We start from the raw sequence: 20,123 nt of genomic DNA on the forward strand, positions 1-20,123 counted from the left end.
ACTCACGTTAGGTGGCTTGGGCGCGACATGATTACCTGGGGGCGTCTCATGGGGCGAAGGATACTACGGATCCCGACCGTACGGCGCCGGCGCGCGACGGTGGGCCTTGTCCTTTACCTCCTGTTCTTCGCCTGTCAGCAAACCGCGGCGAACGCCCAAGTCGTGGACCTGGAGGTCGAGCAGCCGTCCACCGCGCGAGCAGCCGCCCCCGCGGCGGCATCGCCGGCCGCAATCAAACCCGCAGCGACCACGCCCGCCGCGCAGTCAGCGGCGCGCACGTTGGCGCGGGTCAGTGGGACGCGGAGAACTAGGCGGCCGGAATCCTCGTCTAGCGTCGTCAGCGGAACCGCTCCGTCCACAACGGCGCCGAAGTGGGACGAGCAAAACGCACGCGCCCAATCCGAAATACAGATCCGGCAGCAGGAAGCGCTAACCGCGGCGCTGAACGGCAAGCTCGAGCGACTGAACAAGCGACTGGAGGTTGAAGCCGACGTCAAGAGAAAGCTCAAGGATACCGACGCCGATCGCGAACGGATGAACTGGGTCCTGGCCGGGATCTTTGGCTCGATCATCATCTTCATGTTGGTCACCGGGTTCCTGTTTTACCGGCTGTCCAGCGTCCTCGCCGCCAAGCTGCCCGCCGACCGTACGCTCGGGCCCAATGAAGATCCGACCACACGGGAGATTCCGTTGTCGCGCCTGCCGCTGGGGCTCCCCGATGGCAGCATCCGGGCGATCATCTCCCTGTTCATCGTCGTCGTCGGTTTCCTCGTTCTCGCGCTCCAGAAGACACTGGAGGTGGAAAGCGCAGCGGCCATCTCGGGCTTCATCGGCGCCATCATCAGCTTCTACTTCGCGACCCGCAACGAAGCGGCGGCGCGTGACAATGCGGCGGCGGCGAACCAGGCGGCAAACCAAGCGGCGAGCCAGGCCAACACCGCCCTGCAGGAGGCGAGCAAGGAGGTCATCAAGGCCTCGACCCAGACCAACCAGATGCGCACCGATACGCTCAATGCGCAGCTCGACCGGGTGCTCACGAGCATGACGCCGGACGCGGGGGCAGGCCTCCTGCGCTGTCGTTGCTGAAGCTGCACGGCGATCTCCAGAACATCCGTCAGCTGACCAGCGCCGTCGCCGCAATCCCATTCGGCACCGGCCCGGTAGGCGGGGCCGACGACACGATCCAGCGCATCGACACCATGCTGACCGCGATCCGGCCCCTGCTGGACGCCGCCGCCGATTCACCGACGGTCGCGACTGTCGCCGGCCAGGCCGAGGCGCTGCTGCGGAACGTCACCCATGAAAACCCCGTAGTGTCCACGATTGTCGGCGCGCTCGCGACCGTCGGGAAGGCAGCGATCGACAACAATGCGGTGTCGCAGATCCTCATGGGCCTTGGCGGCCCCGTCGGACTGATCGGCGGGCTTCTGTTCAGCGGGATCGAGCTTTTCGCCGACCAGCACCAGTTCGAGGCGTGGAAGAAGGCGGTTCTCGCGCAGCCGTTCGACGTTGATGCCCTGTCGATCAGCCCCGACGATCCGACGTTGCCCGAGGCCGCCGCGGCGCTGAGCCCGCTGGTGTCAATCATCGGCACCGCGCCAGACAGGATTCGGGAGCTTTATCGCATCTCGCTGGTGGCGCCGGGCGAGATGCCCAGGACCGCAGACGCGCTCGCCCACGACTCCGCTACCGCCAATACCCAGCTGTTCCAGGCCTTCGGCAGCGATGAACGCGTGCTGACGGATGCCATCAACGAATATCGCACGACGATCGTGTCGCTCATCGCGGCCAGCGCCCTGCCGCCCCAACTTCCCGCCGATCCGACGTCGGCGACGCCGACGCTCGCGAGCAGTGACCTGGTTCGCGCGGTCGGGACAGTGCGGCAGGAGCCGGGTGCTGCCGGCGCGCTGGACCAACTGGTCTCGGTCGTCGAGGCGATTGCCAAAAACACGCGCGGCACCGATCTCGCACCGCTTCTCTCGGGCGCGATTGCTGTCGCGCAGCACGTGCTGCGTGACGAGCCGGCGGGCGGCCAGCCATGACCCTGCGCTGGGCCACCCCGGTCGCGCTACTCCTGCTGCTCGGCAGCTGCGTGTTGCTGAAGCCGCCGTTCCCGTCGAAACGTGCCGTTCAGCAGCTCGAGGCCGCGAAGAAGGTCGACGCGTTGTCCGCCGAATACGCCGCTTTGGGCAACCTGCCGGTCGAATGTCCGGCCGAACCCGCGACCGATCGCCAGCGCGACATGGTCTGCGCGCAACTCTGGGCGTTCAAGGCGAGCGGATGCGTCAAAGCCTATCAAACGGGCATCCAGGTGCCTGTCGGTCGGTCCGCCATCTCCCCCGAGGAGCGCGCCGCCCCTGTGGCGTTATTGGGTTGCGCGCTCACGGCCAGCGCCAGCGCGATCACCTTCCTTCCGCCACAGCCGAACGGCGACGCCGCGCTGCGCGTCCTGATCCTGCGCGCGCGGATAATAGAGCTCAGGCGCGGCCTGCGCGACACGCGTGAGGCGCTGGCCGACGATGCCGAGATTGGCGCCGTCGCGGCGCGGATGACGCCGCTTCCCAACGCGAGCGGCCCCGACGGATCGTCTCCCGACGGGTCTTATTACGCATCCTACTTTCTGGCCGGCACGGCGGCGCGCAACGCCACCAAGGCGGCGCTCGCGGCGCGGGCTGGCCCGCAAGATCGGCGCGCGGCTGAAAAGTCCGCCGCCTGCTCGCTGGCGCGCGGAGGCTTACAGGTCCTCCCCGTGACCGAGTCGGTTCACGCGCTCGACGCGCCGCTCGCCACGCGCCGCAATATCCTCACCCGGCTGACCACGGAATTCTGCTCATGAGCGGGCTGAAGCAAATCTATTGGCTGACAAGCCCGATGATGCGGAGCGACGAGGTCTGGAAAGCGCAGAGTCTGCTCGCCGCCAAGGGCGCGCGCGTCCGTGCCGATGGCATCTACGGCCGGGAAACGGCGGAGGCGGTTCGAGCTTACCAGGCGCGGTCTAACCTGAAGAACGATGGCATCCTCGGCCCGATGACATGGTCCGCGCTTAACGGCGAGACGGTAGTCGCCACGCCGCCTGGTGGCGACGACGCAAATATGTCGGCCGTCGAGCTTCAGGAGTTGACCCGATCCCACCACCGCTATCCGGGCGGTTCCGACTGGAGACTGACGGCGCGGGGCGTGGAAGTGGACGGCGCGCTCGAGGCGTTCGCCTCCCAGGATCGCGCGCTCGTGGATCGGCTGCTGACCGACTACACGATCGCGATCGCCTTGATCGCCCGGACGGCGCCGGTGCCCCTGGAACTGGTGATCGCCACGATCTGCACGGAATCGTCGGGCAAGGTGAACGCGTTGCGTTTCGAACCCGGCTGCGACCGCGTCGTGCCGGAACGGACGCCGCGCCGCGTTTCGATGGGCCTGATGCAGACGCTCCTGTCCACCGCACGGGAAGCGCTCGATAAGCCGACCTTGAAGGTTCAGGACTTGGCCGTTGCGGAAACGTCGATCCGTGCCGGCATGTTGTTCATGTGGCGGCAGTCGCGCCGCACGGCCTATGATCCCCCGCTCGTCGCCGCGGCCTACAATGCCGGCAACGTGATCTTCAATAGTGGTGCCCAGAACCGCTGGCGGGTGAAGCAGTACCCAATCGGGACCGGCCACCATGTCGACCGCTTCGTGCGCTACTTTAACGCCGCTATGACGGCGGTGGGCGAGGGCGTGGTAACGGTGCCGCCCGCTCTGCCGAGCTTCTCGCTGATGCTCCGAGGCAGCTTGTCGAGGGATGGCGTTGGTCCGCGAGCGGCTGCTTCGGCCGGCGGGGCGGGCGGGGTCGCTCCCCCGCGCGGACCGGCGACGTGGCCCGCATCGCCGATCTCATCGCGAATGGTGCCGGCGAAGCGGGGATGAGTGCGGCGCGAAAGTCGGCCGCCGACGAACTCGCCAAACGCGGCCTGCCTGCTTATCCCAAGAACGCCTGCGCGCTTCATCTCAGCGCACTCCTCCAGCAGGCCGGGATCGACGTGCCCATGACCCCGGGTGCCGGCAAGCTCGCCTCCGTGCTCGAGAAGCGCGGATGGCAGCGCGTGGCGGTCAGGCAGCAAAGGCCAGGGGACGTCGGCGTCTGCTTCGACAACGATCACGCGATTCCTGGATCGGATCACGTCTATTTGGTCGTCGAGTGCATCGACGATGACGAGATGATGATCAGCGACAACCAAGCCGGCACCGCACCGCATCGCCGCTTCGCCATGGGCGATGGCAAGACTCCGACCGAATACTTTCTGCGGGCGTAACGGTGCGGACGCTTAATCCCTTCCACGCAAATGAATGCGACTAATTATTCTACACTGCCGGCTACGGCGCTCATCCTGAAATTGCTCTATGGCATGATATGGTGCCATGATTAAATACAGCTATGAGAGAAACTATAATCTATTGTTCATAGACGAAACGAAGAATGCTATCTGTAAATAAATATACATATTAACGATCAGTATATCTCTAATAACAAAGTAATAAACCAATTATACATTTGTATGGGATGGCTATCGTGCATTTTCGCTCTTTGATAGTTTGCTTGGCATTATCACTAATATTTTTACTGGGTGTTATCTGGACCATTTGGCCTGAGCCATCTTGGGTGGGCTTTGGTTCTCCGGAGGCGACCTTGTCAAAGCAGGCTATCGAGAAGGCACTGCTCGAAAGCAAGACATCCGACGGACTTGCACGAGCGGGCCTCAGGATTCCGATAGTCTGGTTCAGGACACCAGAAAATCGAGTCATCCGTGTAACTTTGCGAGAGATGAGTTTCGAAGGCGATCGAATTGATGGCTTCCGGATTCCACCAGATAAGCGCGCTGCGATCGTCAGTTCGGTCGACCAGAAAGTCTACGTTTCAAGCGGTAGCAGCGGACCCATTTTGCAAGGTTGTGCTCTCACCAGGCTTGATGGCCGAGCAATGCTGCCTGGCAGTATAGATGTGATACCATGTCAGGGGGTCTACAGTAAGCTTGGGATAGCGTCGATTATAAACGTAGCGATCGTGACGTTCAGCAACGATCAGCTCGATGCGCCTCCATGCTTTTCGCAATTGTACGAGCAGCAAGGTGATAAGGGCTATCAAGAATGTATGCTGGACCAACTGAGATCCGGGATCGGTAGCATTATTGCTGCTAAGGAAGGTGGCAATACACTTGACCTTCTGATTTTACCGGAGTTGACGACAGGGCACGGCGGATTGTCAAAGCGGCAATTCTACGCCACGTTTTTTTCACTTCTTGCAAATAAATTGTCAGATGCAACGGCGCGAAAGCAGCTGCCAAGCGAGATCGTCTTGCAAGTCTGGTCTCACGATCGCCCAGGATCATTTCTTCAAACAATAGACGGCATCCGCAGGGAAATAGACGGATCCGTTGAGGCCTTTAGCAAAATAGATCATCCGGCCCGGTCCATTGCATGGTTACGCTTGGCCGGTATCGCCGGCGGCCTTAGTTTGGCTATCTCCGGAATGCTGATATTTCCACGGCTTCAGGCAGTGTTTCCGGCCCTTCAATCGCTGGCGTCTGCGCCGACAGCAACCAGTCTCCTTGCCTGGATAGTGATATGCTTTGGTCTGGCCGACAGCCTTTACGGGTTGGCGGGATCTGCAACCCCACCTTGGGAAGAATACACACAGCTTGGTCTTGGCGTGCTTATCGTCCCGATAGCGGCGCCGGTCATCAAGGCCTTGAAATCTGTGCAGGACAGTATCACGGGATGATCGCAAGATAGAACGGGGGCGGATGGACTGTCTTGTACCGGGAAGCAGGACCACGGAATTGAAGCGATTACCATAATGTTCGCGGTTGGTCTGAGCCGTTTGAATCCGTCCGACCATCGCGCTTGAGGCAGAAGTCACGTGAGGCGGCTCCGATACGGCTTTTAAGGGCCTGTGAACGGCCGCTTAGTCCGAAACCCGCCATTCGCACTATTGTCCGGGAAAGGCAAAAAGGGACCAAGTTTGCCGCTCCGCGTCCTCGAGACGTCGTTTACGGCGAGCGGATCAGTTTACATGAATGAGCGACCTAAGCTGGGTAGCGAGCAGCGCGGCCTGAACGTCCACTTGTCGGTCTTATCTGCCGGCCTATTGTTCCGACGCGCAGCTTGGCGATCTGCCAGCCCGGACGGCAGTCGGTTAGCGAGACTAAGTGTCAGAACACACCATTTCCAAAAAGCCGACCAGCGCGGCATTGAACGCCTCTGCCGCCTCGAGCTGTGGCCAGTGGCCCACGCCGTCCAATGCGACGAACCCGCGCAGCCCGGGAAGCGTTTCGCGCAGCGAATTCTCCGTGGGGCTGCGCACGGCGTTCAGACCGTCCGCCGCGCCGGTGAGGAAGAAGCTCGGCTGCGCGATACGGCAGCCGGCGAACGCCCGGCTGGCGAGCGAGAAGAACCCGTCGATCGCGCGATAATAGTTCAGCGGCGCATGAAACCCCGTTCGGCCGAACACCTCCACCATCTCGGAGACATAAGCGGGATCGATCGTCGTCGGGGCGCCCGGCGCTGGCCGTAGCATGTGGCGGGCGGGATCGAACGGATCCCACCGTTGGTCCGCCGGTGCCTCGCCCGACAACCAGTAGAGGCTCGCCGGGATACTGTGCGCGGCGTCCGCCCATTTGGCGTCGGCTTCGGGCGTCATCTGGTCGAACATGTAGAAGCCATCGGCTCCGGCGGAGCGAAGCTGATCGAGGAAGCTCGTGCCGCCGGGCTGGAGGAACGGCACGCTGACGCCGAACACCGCTGCGATCCGATCGGGCCGCATCATCGCCGCGTTCCAGGCGATGTTGGCGCCGAAATCATGCCCGACCAGGATCGCGCGACCGATCCCGAAGTGATCGAGCACCGCGATCACGTCGCCGACCGTGTCGAACGGCGTGTACAGCGCGCTGTCGTCCGGCGCATCGCTCTCGCCATAGCCGCGCATGTCGAGCGCGATCGCACGGAAGCCCGCCGCCGTGGTCGCCTGCATCGCGCTGCGCCAGCTCACCCATGTCGTCGGGAAGCCGTGGCAGAAGAGGACGGCGGGGCCGCTCCCTTGCGCGACGACATGGAGGCGGATGCCGCCGGCATCGATGAAATGGTGATCGGGACTGCGCATGATTCCCTCAGTCCCACGATCGATGCCAGTGGTCAATACGATCGTATTGAGATAGAAAGCGGGCATGACCGCTCCTTCAGCCCCCACGCAGCGCGACCTTCTGGTGGAGACCGGGGCCCGCCTGTTTCACGAGCGCGGCTATACCGCGACCGGCGTGCGTCAGGTCGCGGCGGCCGCGGCGGTGCCACTGGGGTCGTTCACCAACCACTTCCGGTCGAAGGAAGGGTTCGCGCTCGTCGTGCTGGATCAGTATGTCGCCCGGCTCGACCAGATCGTGCAGGCGACGTTGCACGACCCGTCACTTGAACCCACCCGGCGCATCGCGGCCTATTTCGATGCCATCGAGCGTGCGCTGGACGAGCAGGATTGGAGCGTCGGCTGTCTGATCCCAGACCTAGCGACTGAGGCACCGGCGCATAGCGAGGTCCTTCGCGACGCCTTGGCCCGCGTACTGGAGCGACAGACCAGCGCCTTCACCGATGTGTTGCGGCAGATCGTGGCACCGGATGACGCCGACGACCTTGCCGCGGTGTTACTTGCTGCGTGGCATGGCACGCTGCTGCGCATGAAGGTCGAGCGTTCCGGCGCGCCGGTCGCGCGGTTCAAGCGGGTCCTCGGGCGCCTTCTTCCGGCCTGAGCGCCCGGAACGTCGCGCAGACGTGCTCGACGAACGCTGCGGGATTTTCCATCGCCGCGAAATGCCCGCCGCTCGAAGCTTCTCCGAAATAGCGCAGATCGGCAAAGCGCGCCTCCGCCCAGCGGTGGGACAGGCGGACCTGTTCGCCGGGGAACATGCTGACGCCTGCGGGCAGCGGCACGGGCGCGCTCGGCATTCCCTTGGCCATCTCCTGCGCGGCTTCCCAATAGAAGCGCGCCGAACTGGGCCCGGCGTTCGGCAGCCAGTACAGCATGATGTCGTCGATCAGATGGTCGAGCGGAATGACGCGTTTGGGGTGCCCCTTGCTGTCGGAGACGTCCTGGAACAGCGCATAGATCCAGCTTGCCAGTCCTACAGGCGAGTCCGCGAGCGCGAAGGCTAGCGACTGCGGCCGCGTGCACTGGAGCTTCATATACCCCGCATACTCACGGTCGTAGCGCGCGGCATCGTCCAGCATCCGCTGCTCGGCGGGCGTCGCATTCGCCCGTTCCTCGGGCGTCGGCTGGATCATCACCATGTTGAGATGGATCCCGGCGAGCCCCGGCATGCGCATATGCGCCAGCGCCGTAGTGACCGCGGCGCCCCAGTCTCCGCCTTGCGCCACCCAGCGATCGCCATAGCTGAGCCGCTGCATCCGCGCGCCCCATGCCGCGGCGGTGCGGCCGACACCCCAACCCGGCGCGGTCGGCTTGTCGGAGAAGCCGAAGCCCGGCAGCGCGGGGATGACGAGATGGAAGGCGTCCGATGCGTCGCCGCCATGTGCGCGCGGATCGCTGAGCGGGCCGATCACGTCGCGGAACTCGAGCACCGATCCCGGCCAGCCGTGCGTCAGGAGCAGCGGTGTCGCGTCGGGTTCGGGGGAGCGGACATGCAGGAAGTGGATGCCGAGCCCGTCGATCACCGTGCGGCTGCTGCCCCAGCCGTCGAGCAGCGCTTCCGTGGCACGCCAGTCGTACCCGTCCTGCCATCGCCGCGCGAGCGCGCGGATGCGGTCCGCTTGCGGGCCCTGCGACCCGTCCTGCACGGTGCCGGCATCGGGCCAGCGGGTGCGGGCGAGGCGATCGGCCAGACCGTCTAGCTCGGCTTGCGGAACGTCGATCGGGAACGGCTGGATGGTGTCGCTCATCGTGGAGGCGACCACCTCCCGTCGCATCGACGATGCGATCGATCTCCTCACGCGCGCGGGGTGGTTGTATCGATCCGACTCACCCTAGGGGACGACGGGATGAGCCATGACCACAAGCGCGTGGCTCCGGGGGATGGCGTCGCACCGTCATGCGAGCGGGAGCGTCATGAGCTTCCCGCCGTCTTGTTCGAGGCGTGCGAGATAGGCGGCGTGATCGAGGACCTGATACGGGAAGTACAGCCCCGGCTTCGTTGCGGGATTGCCGTCAAGCCCGGTGAGACGCTCGATCAGCATGCTGACACCGATCGCCGTCAGCGGTGCCGCGCCACCGGGATGGAACACGGCGTGGCGGCTGCGGAAGGGGGCATTCGCTGCGTCGATGCCGGTCAGCTCGATAAGGATCTCGGTCGACTTTGCGCCGCCCGCGCGTCGGCTCGAACTGATCCCCGTTCCGATGGCGAATGTGATATCCCGCCCGCCCGTGACCGCTGCGAGCCCGGCAATGTCGATGGAGGAGAAGCCCGACGCCGTGATCGCCGTGCCGTCGATCGCGCGGAATTCGCAGCCGGCGGCGTCCCGACTGCGCCAGACATAGGCATCGTCCGATCTCGCAAGCACTGACGGCATGACGGTGGCAAGGCGTTCGAAATCCTCCGCGACCGCCGGGCCGCCCTGCTCCTCGTCATCCACCAGGGCGCCGATCCGGATGGAGTCGATGCGGGCAAAGGCCTTTGCAGCGGTAAGGGTCGCGACGGTGGTGGCGCCGACCATCCACTCATAGCCGAGAACGATTGGCGCGGCATCGGGACGTTGCATGTGGATCGCGACCTCGGGCGCAATCTCATAGATTCCGGACGAGATACTTAGATGCGCGATTCCGCGGGTATGGGCATAGCGCAATCCGGACAACCGTTGGTCCGCGTAGAAGACGGCAACGGCAGCGATCGGTCGATCGCCAAGACCAAGGTCTTCGGCGCGCGGGTCGATGATGACCGCCTCCGCGTTGCCCAGAGCGCTCGCGACCTGCTGCGCCCGGGGCTTGCTCCGTCCGCCGATCAGCAAGGGAACGTCCGGGTGCTGCAGGCGCAGGGCATTGGCGGTGAGCCGACCGATTTCACCGGAACCGCCCATGAGCAGGATAGGTGAGATGGACGTTGACGCGTCTCCCGTTGAACCAATAAGCTACTGTTCGTAGGTTCAACTAACCTACCATGAGTAGGTCTGGCAAGAGGCGTGCGATGGTGTCAGGTACGAAAGACGTTTCGGCTCAGCCCAGAAGCAGGCTTTCCAAGGCCGATCGACATCGTCAATTGCTCGGTGCGGCGCTTGAAATTATCCGCACGGAGGGTGCGGATTGCCTGACGCTCGGGCATCTTGCGATCCGTGCGGGTGTGTCGAAACCGGTCGTCTACGATCATTTCGGGTCGCGCTCCGGCCTGTTGATCGCGCTGTATCGCTGGATCGATACCGACCGTATCGATACGTTCCGCCAGGCGATGGCTGCCGCCGCCAAGGGGCGCGACGAGACGATTGCGTCGCTGGCGGACGCGTATATCCGCTGTGCAGCCGACCTTACGGGCGAATTTCACATCGTCGGCGCTGCGCTGGCTGGAAGTCCGGAAAAGGCGGAAGTGTATGAGGAACTCCTCGGCCAATCCGTCGCGATGTTCGTCGCCGTCCTCCGGCCCTTCAGCGGGATGTCCGAGGGTGCTGCGACACGCCTTTGCACGGGCCTCGTCGGGGCCGGAGAAGCGCTGTCGGCCGCGATCGTCGGTGGCAGGATCGTCGAGGCTGACGCCATCGCGACGTTCGGGGATATCATCAGAGGGTCCTTGCCATAACCGTATGGACCTGACCTTGCGTTGAATTCGATCGTTTTTGGGAAAGCGGCAGCCCTGCTATGTCCGCTATTGCCACCCAGCCTCCCAAAAGCCGCCGGTCCGCTTGCCGCCAGTTTCGGCGGTACAGGCGGCCGACTAGCCGCCGAGAAACTGCCGTCCAACCAGATGAACGAACGGCCGAAAGTTGGAGCAGAGGAAGGGCGCTAGAATGTCCACAAGTGGGTCGTCGCGACGCCCGCCCCTTGTTGAGGGGCCTCACGCGGAACAACGATGAAGAATGCCCGGCTCAGGTTCTTGGTCAGCCGCCGTCCAAGTACGTGGAGTGGCCGTCCAGTGATCGGCCCAACATACGCCACTTCAGCGCGGAGACTCTGCTCCACCGCTCCCAACTCATTCCTATAAATAGGCCTTTCGTCGGTACGTGACTTTACAGACTCTGCGCTTGCCACCAAAACGGCATGAAGAGAAATTATCGCACTAACGGCCGCTTCATCGAGGATTGTCTATTGTCAGAACAGGGCTGTTGCGTAAATTATAAATCAACGGCAAATTGCTTGCGGGGCGCTTTTCGAGTCTGACGGACAGAAGCCCGTAGATCAACATGATCAATCGGGGGGGGCTTCATGCAACCGTTTGCGATCGCTGTAGCACTCGGCTTCGTTTGGACCTTAAACCACTTCTGGTTGCTGCCCCGCGTGAAGGCAGATTGGGTCGCACGCGACTTGCGCGGCAAAATGAGCCGCGCCGGCGTTCTGACCGTCCTGGAGAAGGTGGGGGAACTGGCCGGCATCGGGGCGCTCGCGCTGCTTGGCCTGCTTCTGCTGATCGCCGCCGCGAGCCTGCTGGCCGACGCGGATGCCGCATGGCCGCGGGCGTTCGTCAACGCCCTCGGCTTGCTACACACGCTCACCAAGACGATCGCCACCGGATACGGCACCGCGATCGGGTGGATCGGCTTTCTTGGCGCAGCGGGCGCGCTATGGATCAGCGCACGTCGCGCACGTCGCCGCGTCGTCGATGTGTGGATGGCCAAGGCCTCCGAAGAACAAGCGGCGATCTTGGACGATCCATCCAGGCTTGATGAGGCCCGTGCCGATCCGGAACTCGAGCCGCTGGTCGAGCAGATCGATCTGACGATTCAAGAGCTCCATGCGACGGAGACTCAGGAGCACGATGCGGGGTCGCGGCAGCGGCTCCAGGGCGTTCTCAATGAGCTGCTCAGCGCCCTCTCGGTTGAGCGATCCCGCAAGAACATGGATTTTGCCGAGACGATCGATGCCGCGTCTGCCGATGACGATCCGGCGCCGAACGGTTGGCGCCGGATCGTCAACATCGTATCGAGCAAGAAGTTCGCCGAGGATATCGGGCTCGCGCGCAAGCCGCTCAACCGGCTGGTGACGGCGCTGCTGTTCGTCTCGCTGATCGGCTGGTCGGCCGCGCCGCTCGCCAACAGTCTGCGCCCGACGGTGAACAACCTGCGGATCCAGCTTGCCGCCGACGAGGCTCAGGAGCGCCTCAACGAGGTTATGTCCCGCCCCGCGCCACCGGCCCAGCCTGACGAAGACGACGACGACGAGGAGAAGGACTCTAATGACGCGAATGTGCCTGCCGGAAGCGTGCGCGCCGCCTCGCGGTTGGTGGCGCGCGCCTTCGCGCAGGAAATGGCGCGGGCGCCGATCTTGGACGATGCCGCCGGGCTTCCGCGCCGGAGCACCCCCGATAACGAGATCGTCCGCGGCTTGCTTGCCGAACATTCTCTCGCCCCCGCCGACTCTCTCGACGATGCCGCGTCCAATCTCCGGCGAGAGGTCGCGCTCTCCGCCTCGCAGCCTGGCGTCGAAACCGGGGGTGCGGCGGTACGCCATGTCGAGGAGCAGATCGCTCCCATCGTCGAGCGCCTCCAGACGGAACAGCCGCAGCGCTTTCGGGAGCTGCTGATGCGGATCGAGGCGCGCTATCAGGACCGCATTCCGACCGCGGATGCCCGCAGCAAGCTTACCGAGCGGATGCTGGATGAAGTCTTCACCCGGATCGAAGTCAAATCCGCCGATCAGCTCGGCACCCAGGCCCAAAAGCTCACCAAGGATTTCGGCAAGAAGGCGCTCCAGACCTGGGCCGACGCCACCGTACGCAGCATGATGGCGCACTTTGTCAGCGGTTCGGCGCAGCCCTTCGTGCACCGCGCCTTGGCCCTCGAGGCGAGTGCCGGAACGCGGGATCTGGTCGCATCCCTGCAGTCCCGCGCGGGGCAGAATTGGATGCCGGCGCCGAACGTGGCCGATGAGGGCCGGATGGCTTCCAAGGTCGCCGAGGCCGTAGTCCGCCTGAACCCGAACCTGGCCGATTTCGAACGCAGCCAGATGCGCATGCAGCTCGCCGGCTATGATGCGATCTTCCCGGCGGCGTCTGATCCGATCGTGCCGCCGAACCTTGATTCCCCGGCTCCGGATTCATTTGGCGGCGTCGACGGCGTCGGTAGTAGCGAGCGGGCCGATGCGTCACGGCGGGCGATGCGCGGCGGGGCGACCGGGAGCCGCTATGCAAGCTTCCAGATTGCCTCGCGCAGCTTCCGCGCCCGCGGTGTGGTGATCGGGAGGGAGCTCGCCGGAAGCCTCGACGTGACCGATATGCGCTGGAAGATCGTGCCGCCGCCGCGACGGGGCGCGGCCACGCGCGTGGCGATCGACTTGAAGCTCCTCGATGCCAGGACGGGCAAGGCGACATGGCACCCGGCCGGTAGCTTCGATGCAGGCACCCTGAACCAAGCGATCCGCTATGCCGCAGATGGGCGGGTGATCGCGACGACGATCATGGCCGGTGACGGCAAGCAGATCGGCCGCCTGACCAGTCTCCATCCCACGCTGTCGGACACACCGCTCGGCTGTCGAATCATCGAGTCCGATCGCTGGGTGGACACCTTCTCGATGTCTCCAGCCGGAGGGGCGCTTCGGAACGATCGCGAACAAACCGCGCTGTGGCTACGGCGGGTCAAGCTGGCCGAAATCGCCGCTGGCGATGCGCGCGCCTGCACCTCGCCGGAACTGCAACGTATCGTGGCGAACCGAAGCTTTGCGACGCCGAGCTTTTCGCCGACGTACGGTCGCGCACTCAACGGCTTCCTAGGATTGCGCCTTAGACAGCCAGCGGGAAGCGCACAATTCCTGCGGGCGGCCTCCGAATGCGCTGGCGCGAGCCGCTCCGCGGCGCTCGGATGCATGTGTGGCGGGCTGCGCGCACAGGGTCTGCCGGAGCGTTACTGGTTTCCCGAGGACCATACCTCGCAGGTCCGCGAGCGACCGGCTCGACTGACGGCAGATATGCGGTGGCTGCGGCCCTCCCCGGATCGGCTCGGAAACGTCGACTTCTGGATCCACACGACGTTCTCCCTGCGATCGCAGGGAGAAGGGGACGAGAACAACACCGTTGCGTTCGACTTTCCTCCGCCTTCCATCGCTGCACTGCGAACATTGGTAAGGGCGAAATTGCCCGCCCATCTGGCCCGCAACGGCGGATCGACATCCTATGAAGATTTCATGCGGCCGCTGGAGGAGTTCGTTCTCGCCCAGCGCCTGGTGCGCGCCGCGCTCGACAACAAGCTCGGACGCAATTTCGCATCTGCGCGGTTCCTTCAGTTGGCAAAAGAAACCCGCAGGTTCGTGCCCCGGCAGCCGACGTTGCGCTGGGAGGCTGCAGGTGACCCGCGCACGTTGTTAAATCTCCTGAACAAGACCGACACCGGTGCGGCGCGACACTACTCCGAGTATCTCCTCGACACGACACGTCGTAGCCTCGGCCGTCGTCCGATGTGCGATAATGCATCGCTGTGAGGCCATACAGGCAGCCGATTTCTGACACTGTCTCTTGGAAACGATCTAAATAAATCGAACGTCAGCTGCGTTGAGTATCGGACATGGAATCTAAATCGGAACCACGCATGTCGAAACTTCTTATCGTCTGTTGCGACAGAACGTGGAACACCCCTGATCAACAGGCCGACCAACGTAACGAAGATGACCCGCGGGATTTTGCCGCGCGCTGCAAACGGCACCGTCCGGCTTGTCTATTATGACGAGGAGTCGGCACGGGCAACCGTTTTGACCGGTTCGTCGGTGGGACATTGGCGGCCGGCCTCGGCACGAATGTTCAGAAGGCCTACCGCTTTTTTAAGCTGAACTTCGAACGAGGCGATCGCATCGCGATGTTCGGCTTTTGAGGCGGCGCCTTCACCGTCGGGAGTCTTACCGGCCTAGGGTCAGGACTCATTGGTCATAGCCAGAAGATGACGGTGGCCGCGAGCGCAACGGCAGAGAAGAAGACGGTTGGGCAGCGGTCGTAGCGAGTGGTGACGCGGCGCCAAGCCTTCAGACGGCTAAATATGGCCTCGATGCGGCTGCGGCGCCGGTAGTGGCGCTTGTCGTATCTGACCGGCTCGTTGCGCGATCTGCGGCCCGTGATGCAGGGCTGGATACCCTTGGCTTCCAGGCCGTCCCTGAACCAATTGGCGTCATAACCACGGTCGCCAAGCAGCCACTGCGCTTTCGGCAGATCGTCGAGCAAGGCTGCCGCGCCGGTGTAGTCGCTGACCTGCCCGGCGGTCATGAAGAAGCTCAACGGCCGTCCATCCGCATCGCTGACGGCTTGCAGTTTGGTGTTCATGCCGCCTTTCGTGCGGCCGATCAGGCGGCCGAGATCCCCTTTTAGCTCGCACACTCGATGCCGTGCGGTGTGCCTTCAGGTAGGTCGCGTCGATCATGACCGTTTTCGGCACAGCTTCCGCTGCCGCGAGCCCCTCCGTCATGCGCAAGAAGACACCCCTCTCGCCCCACCGCTTCCAGCGATTGTAGAGCGTCTTATGCGGCCCATAGTCCTTCGGCGCATCACACCAGCGTAGCCCGTTGCGATTGACGAAAACGGTGCCGCTGAGCACCCGCCGATCATCGACCCGAGGCCTGCCATGGCTCTTGGGAAAGAACGGTTGCAGACGCGCCATCTGCTCATCCGTCAGCCAGTATAGGTCGCTCATCCACACTCTCCTCACGGAGCCTGAATCAGATCGCGCCTCTCACATCAATGGGTCCTGACCCTAGTTGAGATGCAGGTCATGCCTGTGGCTGAATCGGTCGCGGGGTCTTGGGGCCTGACCACCGCTTCGCCTACGCCGAGTGCGCTTTCCCGCGAAAGACGTCGCTGATCGCATTGTCGAAGTGCGAATCCATCAGCGTTGCAGCCTCGGTCGGCGCCCGGTCCGCAATCGCCTGCGCGATGTCCTGATGCACGCGGAAGACCACGTCGCGTTGCGCTTCGGTTTCGCGCGTGTCCCAAGCGGTTGGCACCGCGACCCGCATCAATTGTTCGAACGAGCGGACGATCTGATGGAACAGCGCATTGCCGCCGGCCCGCGCAATGGCTTGGTGGAAGGCGATGTCATGGCCGATGAGCCGGTCGAGATCGTTCGCGTGCAACGCCATCTGCCGGGCATGATCGGCGATGACCCTGACGTCCTGATCGCTGCGGTGTTCGGCCGCCAGCGCGGCGGTGCGCAGCTCCAGCGTGCGCCGGACATCCCAGACTTCGGTGGTCGTGACCTGCGCCGTGGCGACCGCGTGGTCGATCGAGGCCGCCATCACCGAACCGTCGATCGCGCCGACCCGGGCCTTGCGGCCGTTGCCGACGTCGATGAGGCGCAGCGCGGCGAGTGCACCAAAGGCTTCGCGCATGACCGCGCGGCTGACGCTGAGTTCCGTCGCAAAATGACCTTCGCCGGGAAGCGTGTCGCCGACCTTCAGATCATGGTCGCGGATGTGCGCGCGCACGCGGCGGACGGCCTGGTCGACCAGCGAGTCGGTCATGCGGCGAGCCGGGTGTTGCGGAGCTGGGTCGGTGCCTGGCCGAAGCGGCGCGAGAAGGCGCGCGTGAAGCTCGCATTGTTGAGATAGCCGCATTTGTACCCGATCGCCGACACGGACAGGTCGGTCGCAAGCAGCAGCTGGCGCGCGCCGCCCAGTCGGCGGTCGGCGATCGCATCGGCGACGCTCATCGCGAACATCGACCGGAACCCGCGCGTTAGCTGCGCGCGGTTGATCCCGCATGCGCGCGAGATCGTCTCCAATGTCAGTTTTTCGTTCCAGCGCCTGTCGATCAGGTCGCGTGCCGCGGCGATGCGCCCCGCCTCGGAGGCGGTCAGCGCGCCGGTGCCATCGGCCGGGATCAGGCTGCCATCGCCGAGCTGTTCGAAGGTCGCACACAGGAGTTCGATGCTCTTGGCGACGCGCAACGTCGTCGCGGCAAGGCCCGTGAGCCGACAGTCGCGGACCGCGAGCGCGATTCCGCGCATCTCGCTGGGCATGTGCCAGGTTGCGTCCGCGTCGGGCAGCATGCCGAAGATGCGCACGCATGCGTCGCGCTGGACGATAAACACGATATCGGTTGCTGACAGATCGCCGGCCGTGTCAGCCTCCGGGTGAAACGAGCAGGTGGCGGGGGAGAAGACGTAGCTGAAGCCGATGGCAGTCTCGGTCCAGTCATCGAGCGCAGCTGGGCCGTCACCAACAAGCGCGACCATCTCCGGGGATACCTCGATCCGTGCCTTCATCATGCCTCTCCTCCCGTTTACCAGGTAGAAGGCCACCATAACCTATCCGATAGCTGACGCAACTGCTTTCAGATAGGTTCGCTCGTCGCGGACAAAGGCGCGCGACGCATTGCGAGATAGAAGGCGATCAGCGACAGGAGGCTGGTGAGCGTACCGATCGTCGCAAGGCCCTGATCGAGATGGCTTTCGCCGCCGTAGAGGCTGCTGGCGACGGCCACCAAGGTTGGTGCGACGCCGAAGCCGATCAGCCCGGCGATGGCGATGAACGCGCCGATGCAAAGCCCGCGAAGTTCGTTGGGAATGAGGACGGTCAGCGCGACCGACGTCACCACGCCAGTGACGGCGCCGCACAGCAGCAGCGTGCCGAGCGTCGCGGCGAGCACCGGCACCGACGGCGCGATCGGGAAGAGTGCTGCGGGGATGCCGATCGTGGCGGCGATCACGGCGCCGATCAGCAGCCCGCCACGCCGCCCGCTTTTCTGACCCCAGTCGGCAGAAAGCCCGCCCAGGATCGCGCCGAGCAAGCCTGCGAAGAAGATGAGCGGCCCCATCCAATATGCGACCTGATCAGGCTGAAGGCCGAAGCTGCGCGAGAGAACGGGCGCGGCCCAGATTGCCGCGGCGGCATCGGCCATGACGACGCCGACCTGGCCGACGAACAGCGGCAGCAGGAAATTGCGGCGTGCCCAGAGTTCGCCGGCGACGACGCGCAGTGGTGCATGCGTGCTGGCGGCAACCTCCCGACGGGCGGGTTCGCGCATAAGGAACAGCGGGACCATCAGGACGGCGCCGAGGATCCCGAGCATGAGATGCGCACTGCGCCACGGTGCCGCTTGCCAGAACCACGCAGGCGCGCCGCCATGCGCGACCATGCCGAACAGGATCCCGGTCAGCCCGAACGCCATCGCCTGACCAAGCGACTTGCCGAGATTAATGATGAGCAGCGCACGCCCTCGCTGCGTCGGCGCACAGAGGTCCGCACAGAGTGACAGCGCCGCGGTCAGCGCGCCGGTCGTGCCGATCCCGGTAAGCATCCGCGCGACGAACAGCAGCAGGACGCTGTTCGCGAACGCGGTCAGCATCGTACCGAGGACGAACGTCGCGACCAGCACGAGCATGATGCGCAAGCGATTGTGGCGATCGACGAGGATACCGATCGGGATCGAAAAGAGCGCGAGCGGCAGCGCGGCGCTCAACCCCTGGATCAGGCTGAGGCTATAGTCGCTCAGGTGCAGCTCGGCCTTCGCGCCCTCCTGGACGGTGCCGAACGAGCCCATCAGTGCGAAACCGAGCATCATCGCCAGCGCGAGCGCGAACAATGGCAGGAGCGAGCGGGCGAACGGAGGCGCCGGCGGCGGCGATGCGCCGGTCACAGGCTGAAGATCTTGCCGGGGTTGAACAGGTTCTTCGGATCGAGGGCGCGCTTGAGCACGCGCATCACGTCGACCGCGTCGCCGAGCTCCTTGACGAGCCAGTCCTGCTTGCCAAGACCGATGCCGTGTTCGCCGGTGCAGGTGCCGTCCATGTCGAGCGCGCGGGCGACGAGGCGGTCGTTGATCGCCTTGACCTCGCGCAGTTCGTCGGGCGAGTTCGGGTCCATTGCGAAGATCACATGAAAATTGCCGTCGCCGACATGGCCGAGAATGGTCGCGGGCATGCTCGCGCTGGCAAGGTCATGCTTGGTCGCGGTGATGCATTCGGGAAGGCGGCTGATCGGCACGCAGACATCGGTGGTCCAGCCGACCGCACCGGGCCTGAGCGCGACCGCCGCATAATAGGCTTCGTGCCGCGCCTTCCAGAGCTTGGCGCGTTCCTCGGGCAGGTTGGACCACGCGAAATCGCCACCGCCATTGTCCGCGGCGAGCGCGCTGACCATCTCGACCTGCTCGGCGACGCCGTTCGGCGAGCCGTGGAATTCGAAGAACAACGTCGTCACCTCGGGGAGTCCGAGCTTCGACCAGGCGTTGACCGCCCTGATCTGCATGTCGTCGAGGATCTCGACCCGCGCGAGTGGTACGCCGACCTGGATCGCCTGGACGACGGTGGTGATCGCCCCCTCGAGGCTTTCGAAGCCGCACACCGCCGACGAGATCGTCTCGGGGATCGGATGCAGGCGCAGCGTGACCTCGGTGATGATGCCGAGCGTGCCCTCGCTGCCGACGTAGAGCCGCGTGAGATCATAGCCCGCGGCGGATTTGCGCGCGCGGCGGGCGGTCGTGATGACCTTGCCATCGGGGGTGACGACCGTGAGACTCAACACCGCCTCGCGCATCGTGCCGTAGCGGACCGCGTTGGTGCCGCTCGCGCGGGTCGACGCCATGCCGCCGATCGTCGCGTTGGCACCCGGGTCGATCGGAAAGAACAGCCCGGTATCGCGCAGATGTTCGTTGAGCTGTTCGCGGCGGCATCCGGCCTGCACGGTGCAATCGAAGTCGTCGGCGTTGACCGCGACGATCTGGTTCATTTCGCCGAGATTGACGCTGACGCCGCCGCGGACCGGGACGGCGTTGCCCTCGATCGAGGTCCCCGCGCCGAACGGCACGATCGGGACGTCGGCGGCGACGCACAGGGTGACCAGATCGACCACGTCCTGCGTCGAGCGCGCGAAGACGACCGCGTCGGGAAGGACGACATCGAAATGCGCTTCGTTGGCACCGTGCTGGCGCAGCATCGCGTCGGTCAGGTGCAGGCTGGTCCCGAACCGGTCGCGCAGCCGGTCGAGGAATGCGGGGTCGAGCGCTGCCCGAACGAAGGACGTGTCGAGATGCATGGGA

General features: G+C 64.4%; 18 protein-coding genes and 1 pseudogene. 11 read left to right on the plus strand and 8 right to left on the minus strand.

Going from position 1 to position 20,123, the window contains the following annotated elements; genetic code table 11:
* Positions 1-99 precede the first annotated feature (99 nt).
* The 6 genes from QP165_RS18755 (at position 100) to QP165_RS18780 (ending at position 5,755) form a co-directional block, all read left to right on the plus strand.
* Complete coding sequence (locus QP165_RS18755; RefSeq protein ID WP_333996776.1) at positions 100-1,086, plus strand: hypothetical protein; 987 nt, start codon at positions 100-102, stop codon at positions 1,084-1,086.
* Positions 1,080-2,042 carry a hypothetical protein gene (locus QP165_RS18760; protein WP_333996777.1) on the plus strand — a complete coding sequence of 321 codons (963 nt, stop codon included), beginning with the start codon at positions 1,080-1,082 and terminating at the stop codon, positions 2,040-2,042. Before QP165_RS18755 ends, QP165_RS18760 begins: the two co-directional genes overlap by 7 nt.
* Positions 2,039-2,836 (plus strand): hypothetical protein, encoded by a 798-nt coding sequence (locus QP165_RS18765; RefSeq protein ID WP_333996778.1) that lies wholly within the window; start codon positions 2,039-2,041, stop codon positions 2,834-2,836. Before QP165_RS18760 ends, QP165_RS18765 begins: the two co-directional genes overlap by 4 nt.
* Positions 2,833-3,903 carry a peptidoglycan-binding protein gene (locus QP165_RS18770; protein ID WP_333996779.1) on the plus strand — a complete coding sequence of 357 codons (1,071 nt, stop codon included), beginning with the start codon at positions 2,833-2,835 and terminating at the stop codon, positions 3,901-3,903. The genes QP165_RS18765 and QP165_RS18770 overlap by 4 nt, the downstream gene beginning before the upstream one ends.
* Positions 3,852-4,289 (plus strand): hypothetical protein, encoded by a 438-nt coding sequence (locus QP165_RS18775; protein ID WP_333996780.1) that lies wholly within the window; start codon positions 3,852-3,854, stop codon positions 4,287-4,289. Before QP165_RS18770 ends, QP165_RS18775 begins: the two co-directional genes overlap by 52 nt.
* Positions 4,290-4,546: 257 nt before the next feature.
* A complete protein-coding gene (locus QP165_RS18780; RefSeq protein WP_333996781.1) occupies positions 4,547-5,755 on the plus strand; it encodes a hypothetical protein in 1,209 nt (402 codons plus the stop codon).
* A 423-nt stretch (positions 5,756-6,178) separates the two neighbouring features.
* Here QP165_RS18780 and QP165_RS18785 read toward each other — a convergent pair whose 3' ends face one another.
* Positions 6,179-7,132: an alpha/beta fold hydrolase gene (locus QP165_RS18785; RefSeq protein WP_333996782.1), complete on the minus strand. Its 954-nt coding sequence runs from the start codon at positions 7,130-7,132 to the stop codon at positions 6,179-6,181.
* 64 nt (positions 7,133-7,196) lie between these two features.
* Between QP165_RS18785 and QP165_RS18790 the strand changes: the two genes are divergently transcribed.
* Entirely contained in the window at positions 7,197-7,769 is a 573-nt protein-coding gene (locus QP165_RS18790) for a TetR/AcrR family transcriptional regulator (protein ID WP_333996783.1), read from the plus strand.
* On the opposite strand, the gene QP165_RS18795 is transcribed toward QP165_RS18790, so the two are convergent.
* On the minus strand, positions 7,735-8,916 hold the full coding sequence (locus QP165_RS18795) for an epoxide hydrolase family protein (protein ID WP_333996784.1): 1,182 nt from the start codon (positions 8,914-8,916) through the stop codon (positions 7,735-7,737). The genes QP165_RS18790 and QP165_RS18795 overlap by 35 nt on opposite strands.
* 147 nt (positions 8,917-9,063) lie before the next feature.
* A complete protein-coding gene (locus tag QP165_RS18800) occupies positions 9,064-9,732 on the minus strand; it encodes a hypothetical protein (protein WP_333996785.1) in 669 nt (222 codons plus the stop codon).
* Between the two features lie 51 nt (positions 9,733-9,783).
* Here QP165_RS18800 and QP165_RS18805 point away from each other — a divergent pair, with 51 nt between their 5' ends.
* The 4 genes and pseudogenes from QP165_RS18805 to QP165_RS20145 all read left to right on the plus strand — a co-directional run.
* Positions 9,784-10,062: a hypothetical protein gene (locus tag QP165_RS18805; protein ID WP_333996786.1), complete on the plus strand. Its 279-nt coding sequence runs from the start codon at positions 9,784-9,786 to the stop codon at positions 10,060-10,062.
* A 164-nt stretch (positions 10,063-10,226) separates the two neighbouring features.
* Positions 10,227-10,757, plus strand: coding sequence for a TetR/AcrR family transcriptional regulator (locus tag QP165_RS18810; RefSeq protein WP_333996787.1), 531 nt, complete (start codon positions 10,227-10,229; stop codon positions 10,755-10,757).
* Between the two features lie 623 nt (positions 10,758-11,380).
* Entirely contained in the window at positions 11,381-14,584 is a 3,204-nt protein-coding gene (locus QP165_RS18815) for a hypothetical protein (protein ID WP_333996788.1), read from the plus strand.
* Positions 14,585-14,841: 257 nt separating this feature from the next.
* A pseudogene (locus tag QP165_RS20145) lies at positions 14,842-14,970 on the plus strand (phospholipase effector Tle1 domain-containing protein); the annotation flags it as partial.
* 53 nt (positions 14,971-15,023) lie between these two features.
* Here QP165_RS20145 and QP165_RS18820 read toward each other — a convergent pair.
* From QP165_RS18820 to QP165_RS18840, 5 genes are all read right to left on the minus strand, one after another.
* Positions 15,024-15,780 (minus strand): IS5 family transposase gene (locus tag QP165_RS18820; RefSeq protein ID WP_333996789.1). Its coding sequence is split into 2 segments (ribosomal slippage): positions 15,024-15,444 and positions 15,443-15,780, totalling 759 coding nucleotides; the frame shifts between segments, so codons are not numbered across the junction.
* Between the two features lie 130 nt (positions 15,781-15,910).
* On the minus strand, positions 15,911-16,606 hold the full coding sequence (locus QP165_RS18825; RefSeq protein ID WP_333996790.1) for a FadR/GntR family transcriptional regulator: 696 nt from the start codon (positions 16,604-16,606) through the stop codon (positions 15,911-15,913).
* Complete coding sequence (locus tag QP165_RS18830) at positions 16,603-17,349, minus strand: helix-turn-helix domain-containing protein (RefSeq protein ID WP_333996791.1); 747 nt, start codon at positions 17,347-17,349, stop codon at positions 16,603-16,605. The genes QP165_RS18825 and QP165_RS18830 overlap by 4 nt, the downstream gene beginning before the upstream one ends.
* A gap of 68 nt (positions 17,350-17,417) precedes the next feature.
* Entirely contained in the window at positions 17,418-18,722 is a 1,305-nt protein-coding gene (locus QP165_RS18835; protein WP_333996792.1) for an MFS transporter, read from the minus strand.
* Positions 18,719-20,119 carry an FAD-binding oxidoreductase gene (locus QP165_RS18840; protein WP_333996793.1) on the minus strand — a complete coding sequence of 467 codons (1,401 nt, stop codon included), beginning with the start codon at positions 20,117-20,119 and terminating at the stop codon, positions 18,719-18,721. Before QP165_RS18840 ends, QP165_RS18835 begins: the two co-directional genes overlap by 4 nt.
* Positions 20,120-20,123: the final 4 nt, after the last annotated feature.

Origin of the sequence: Sphingomonas sp. 22R3R2A-7, assembly GCF_036856055.1 — a bacterium.
In the GTDB taxonomy this organism is placed as follows: Bacteria; Pseudomonadota; Alphaproteobacteria; order Sphingomonadales; family Sphingomonadaceae; genus Sphingomonas.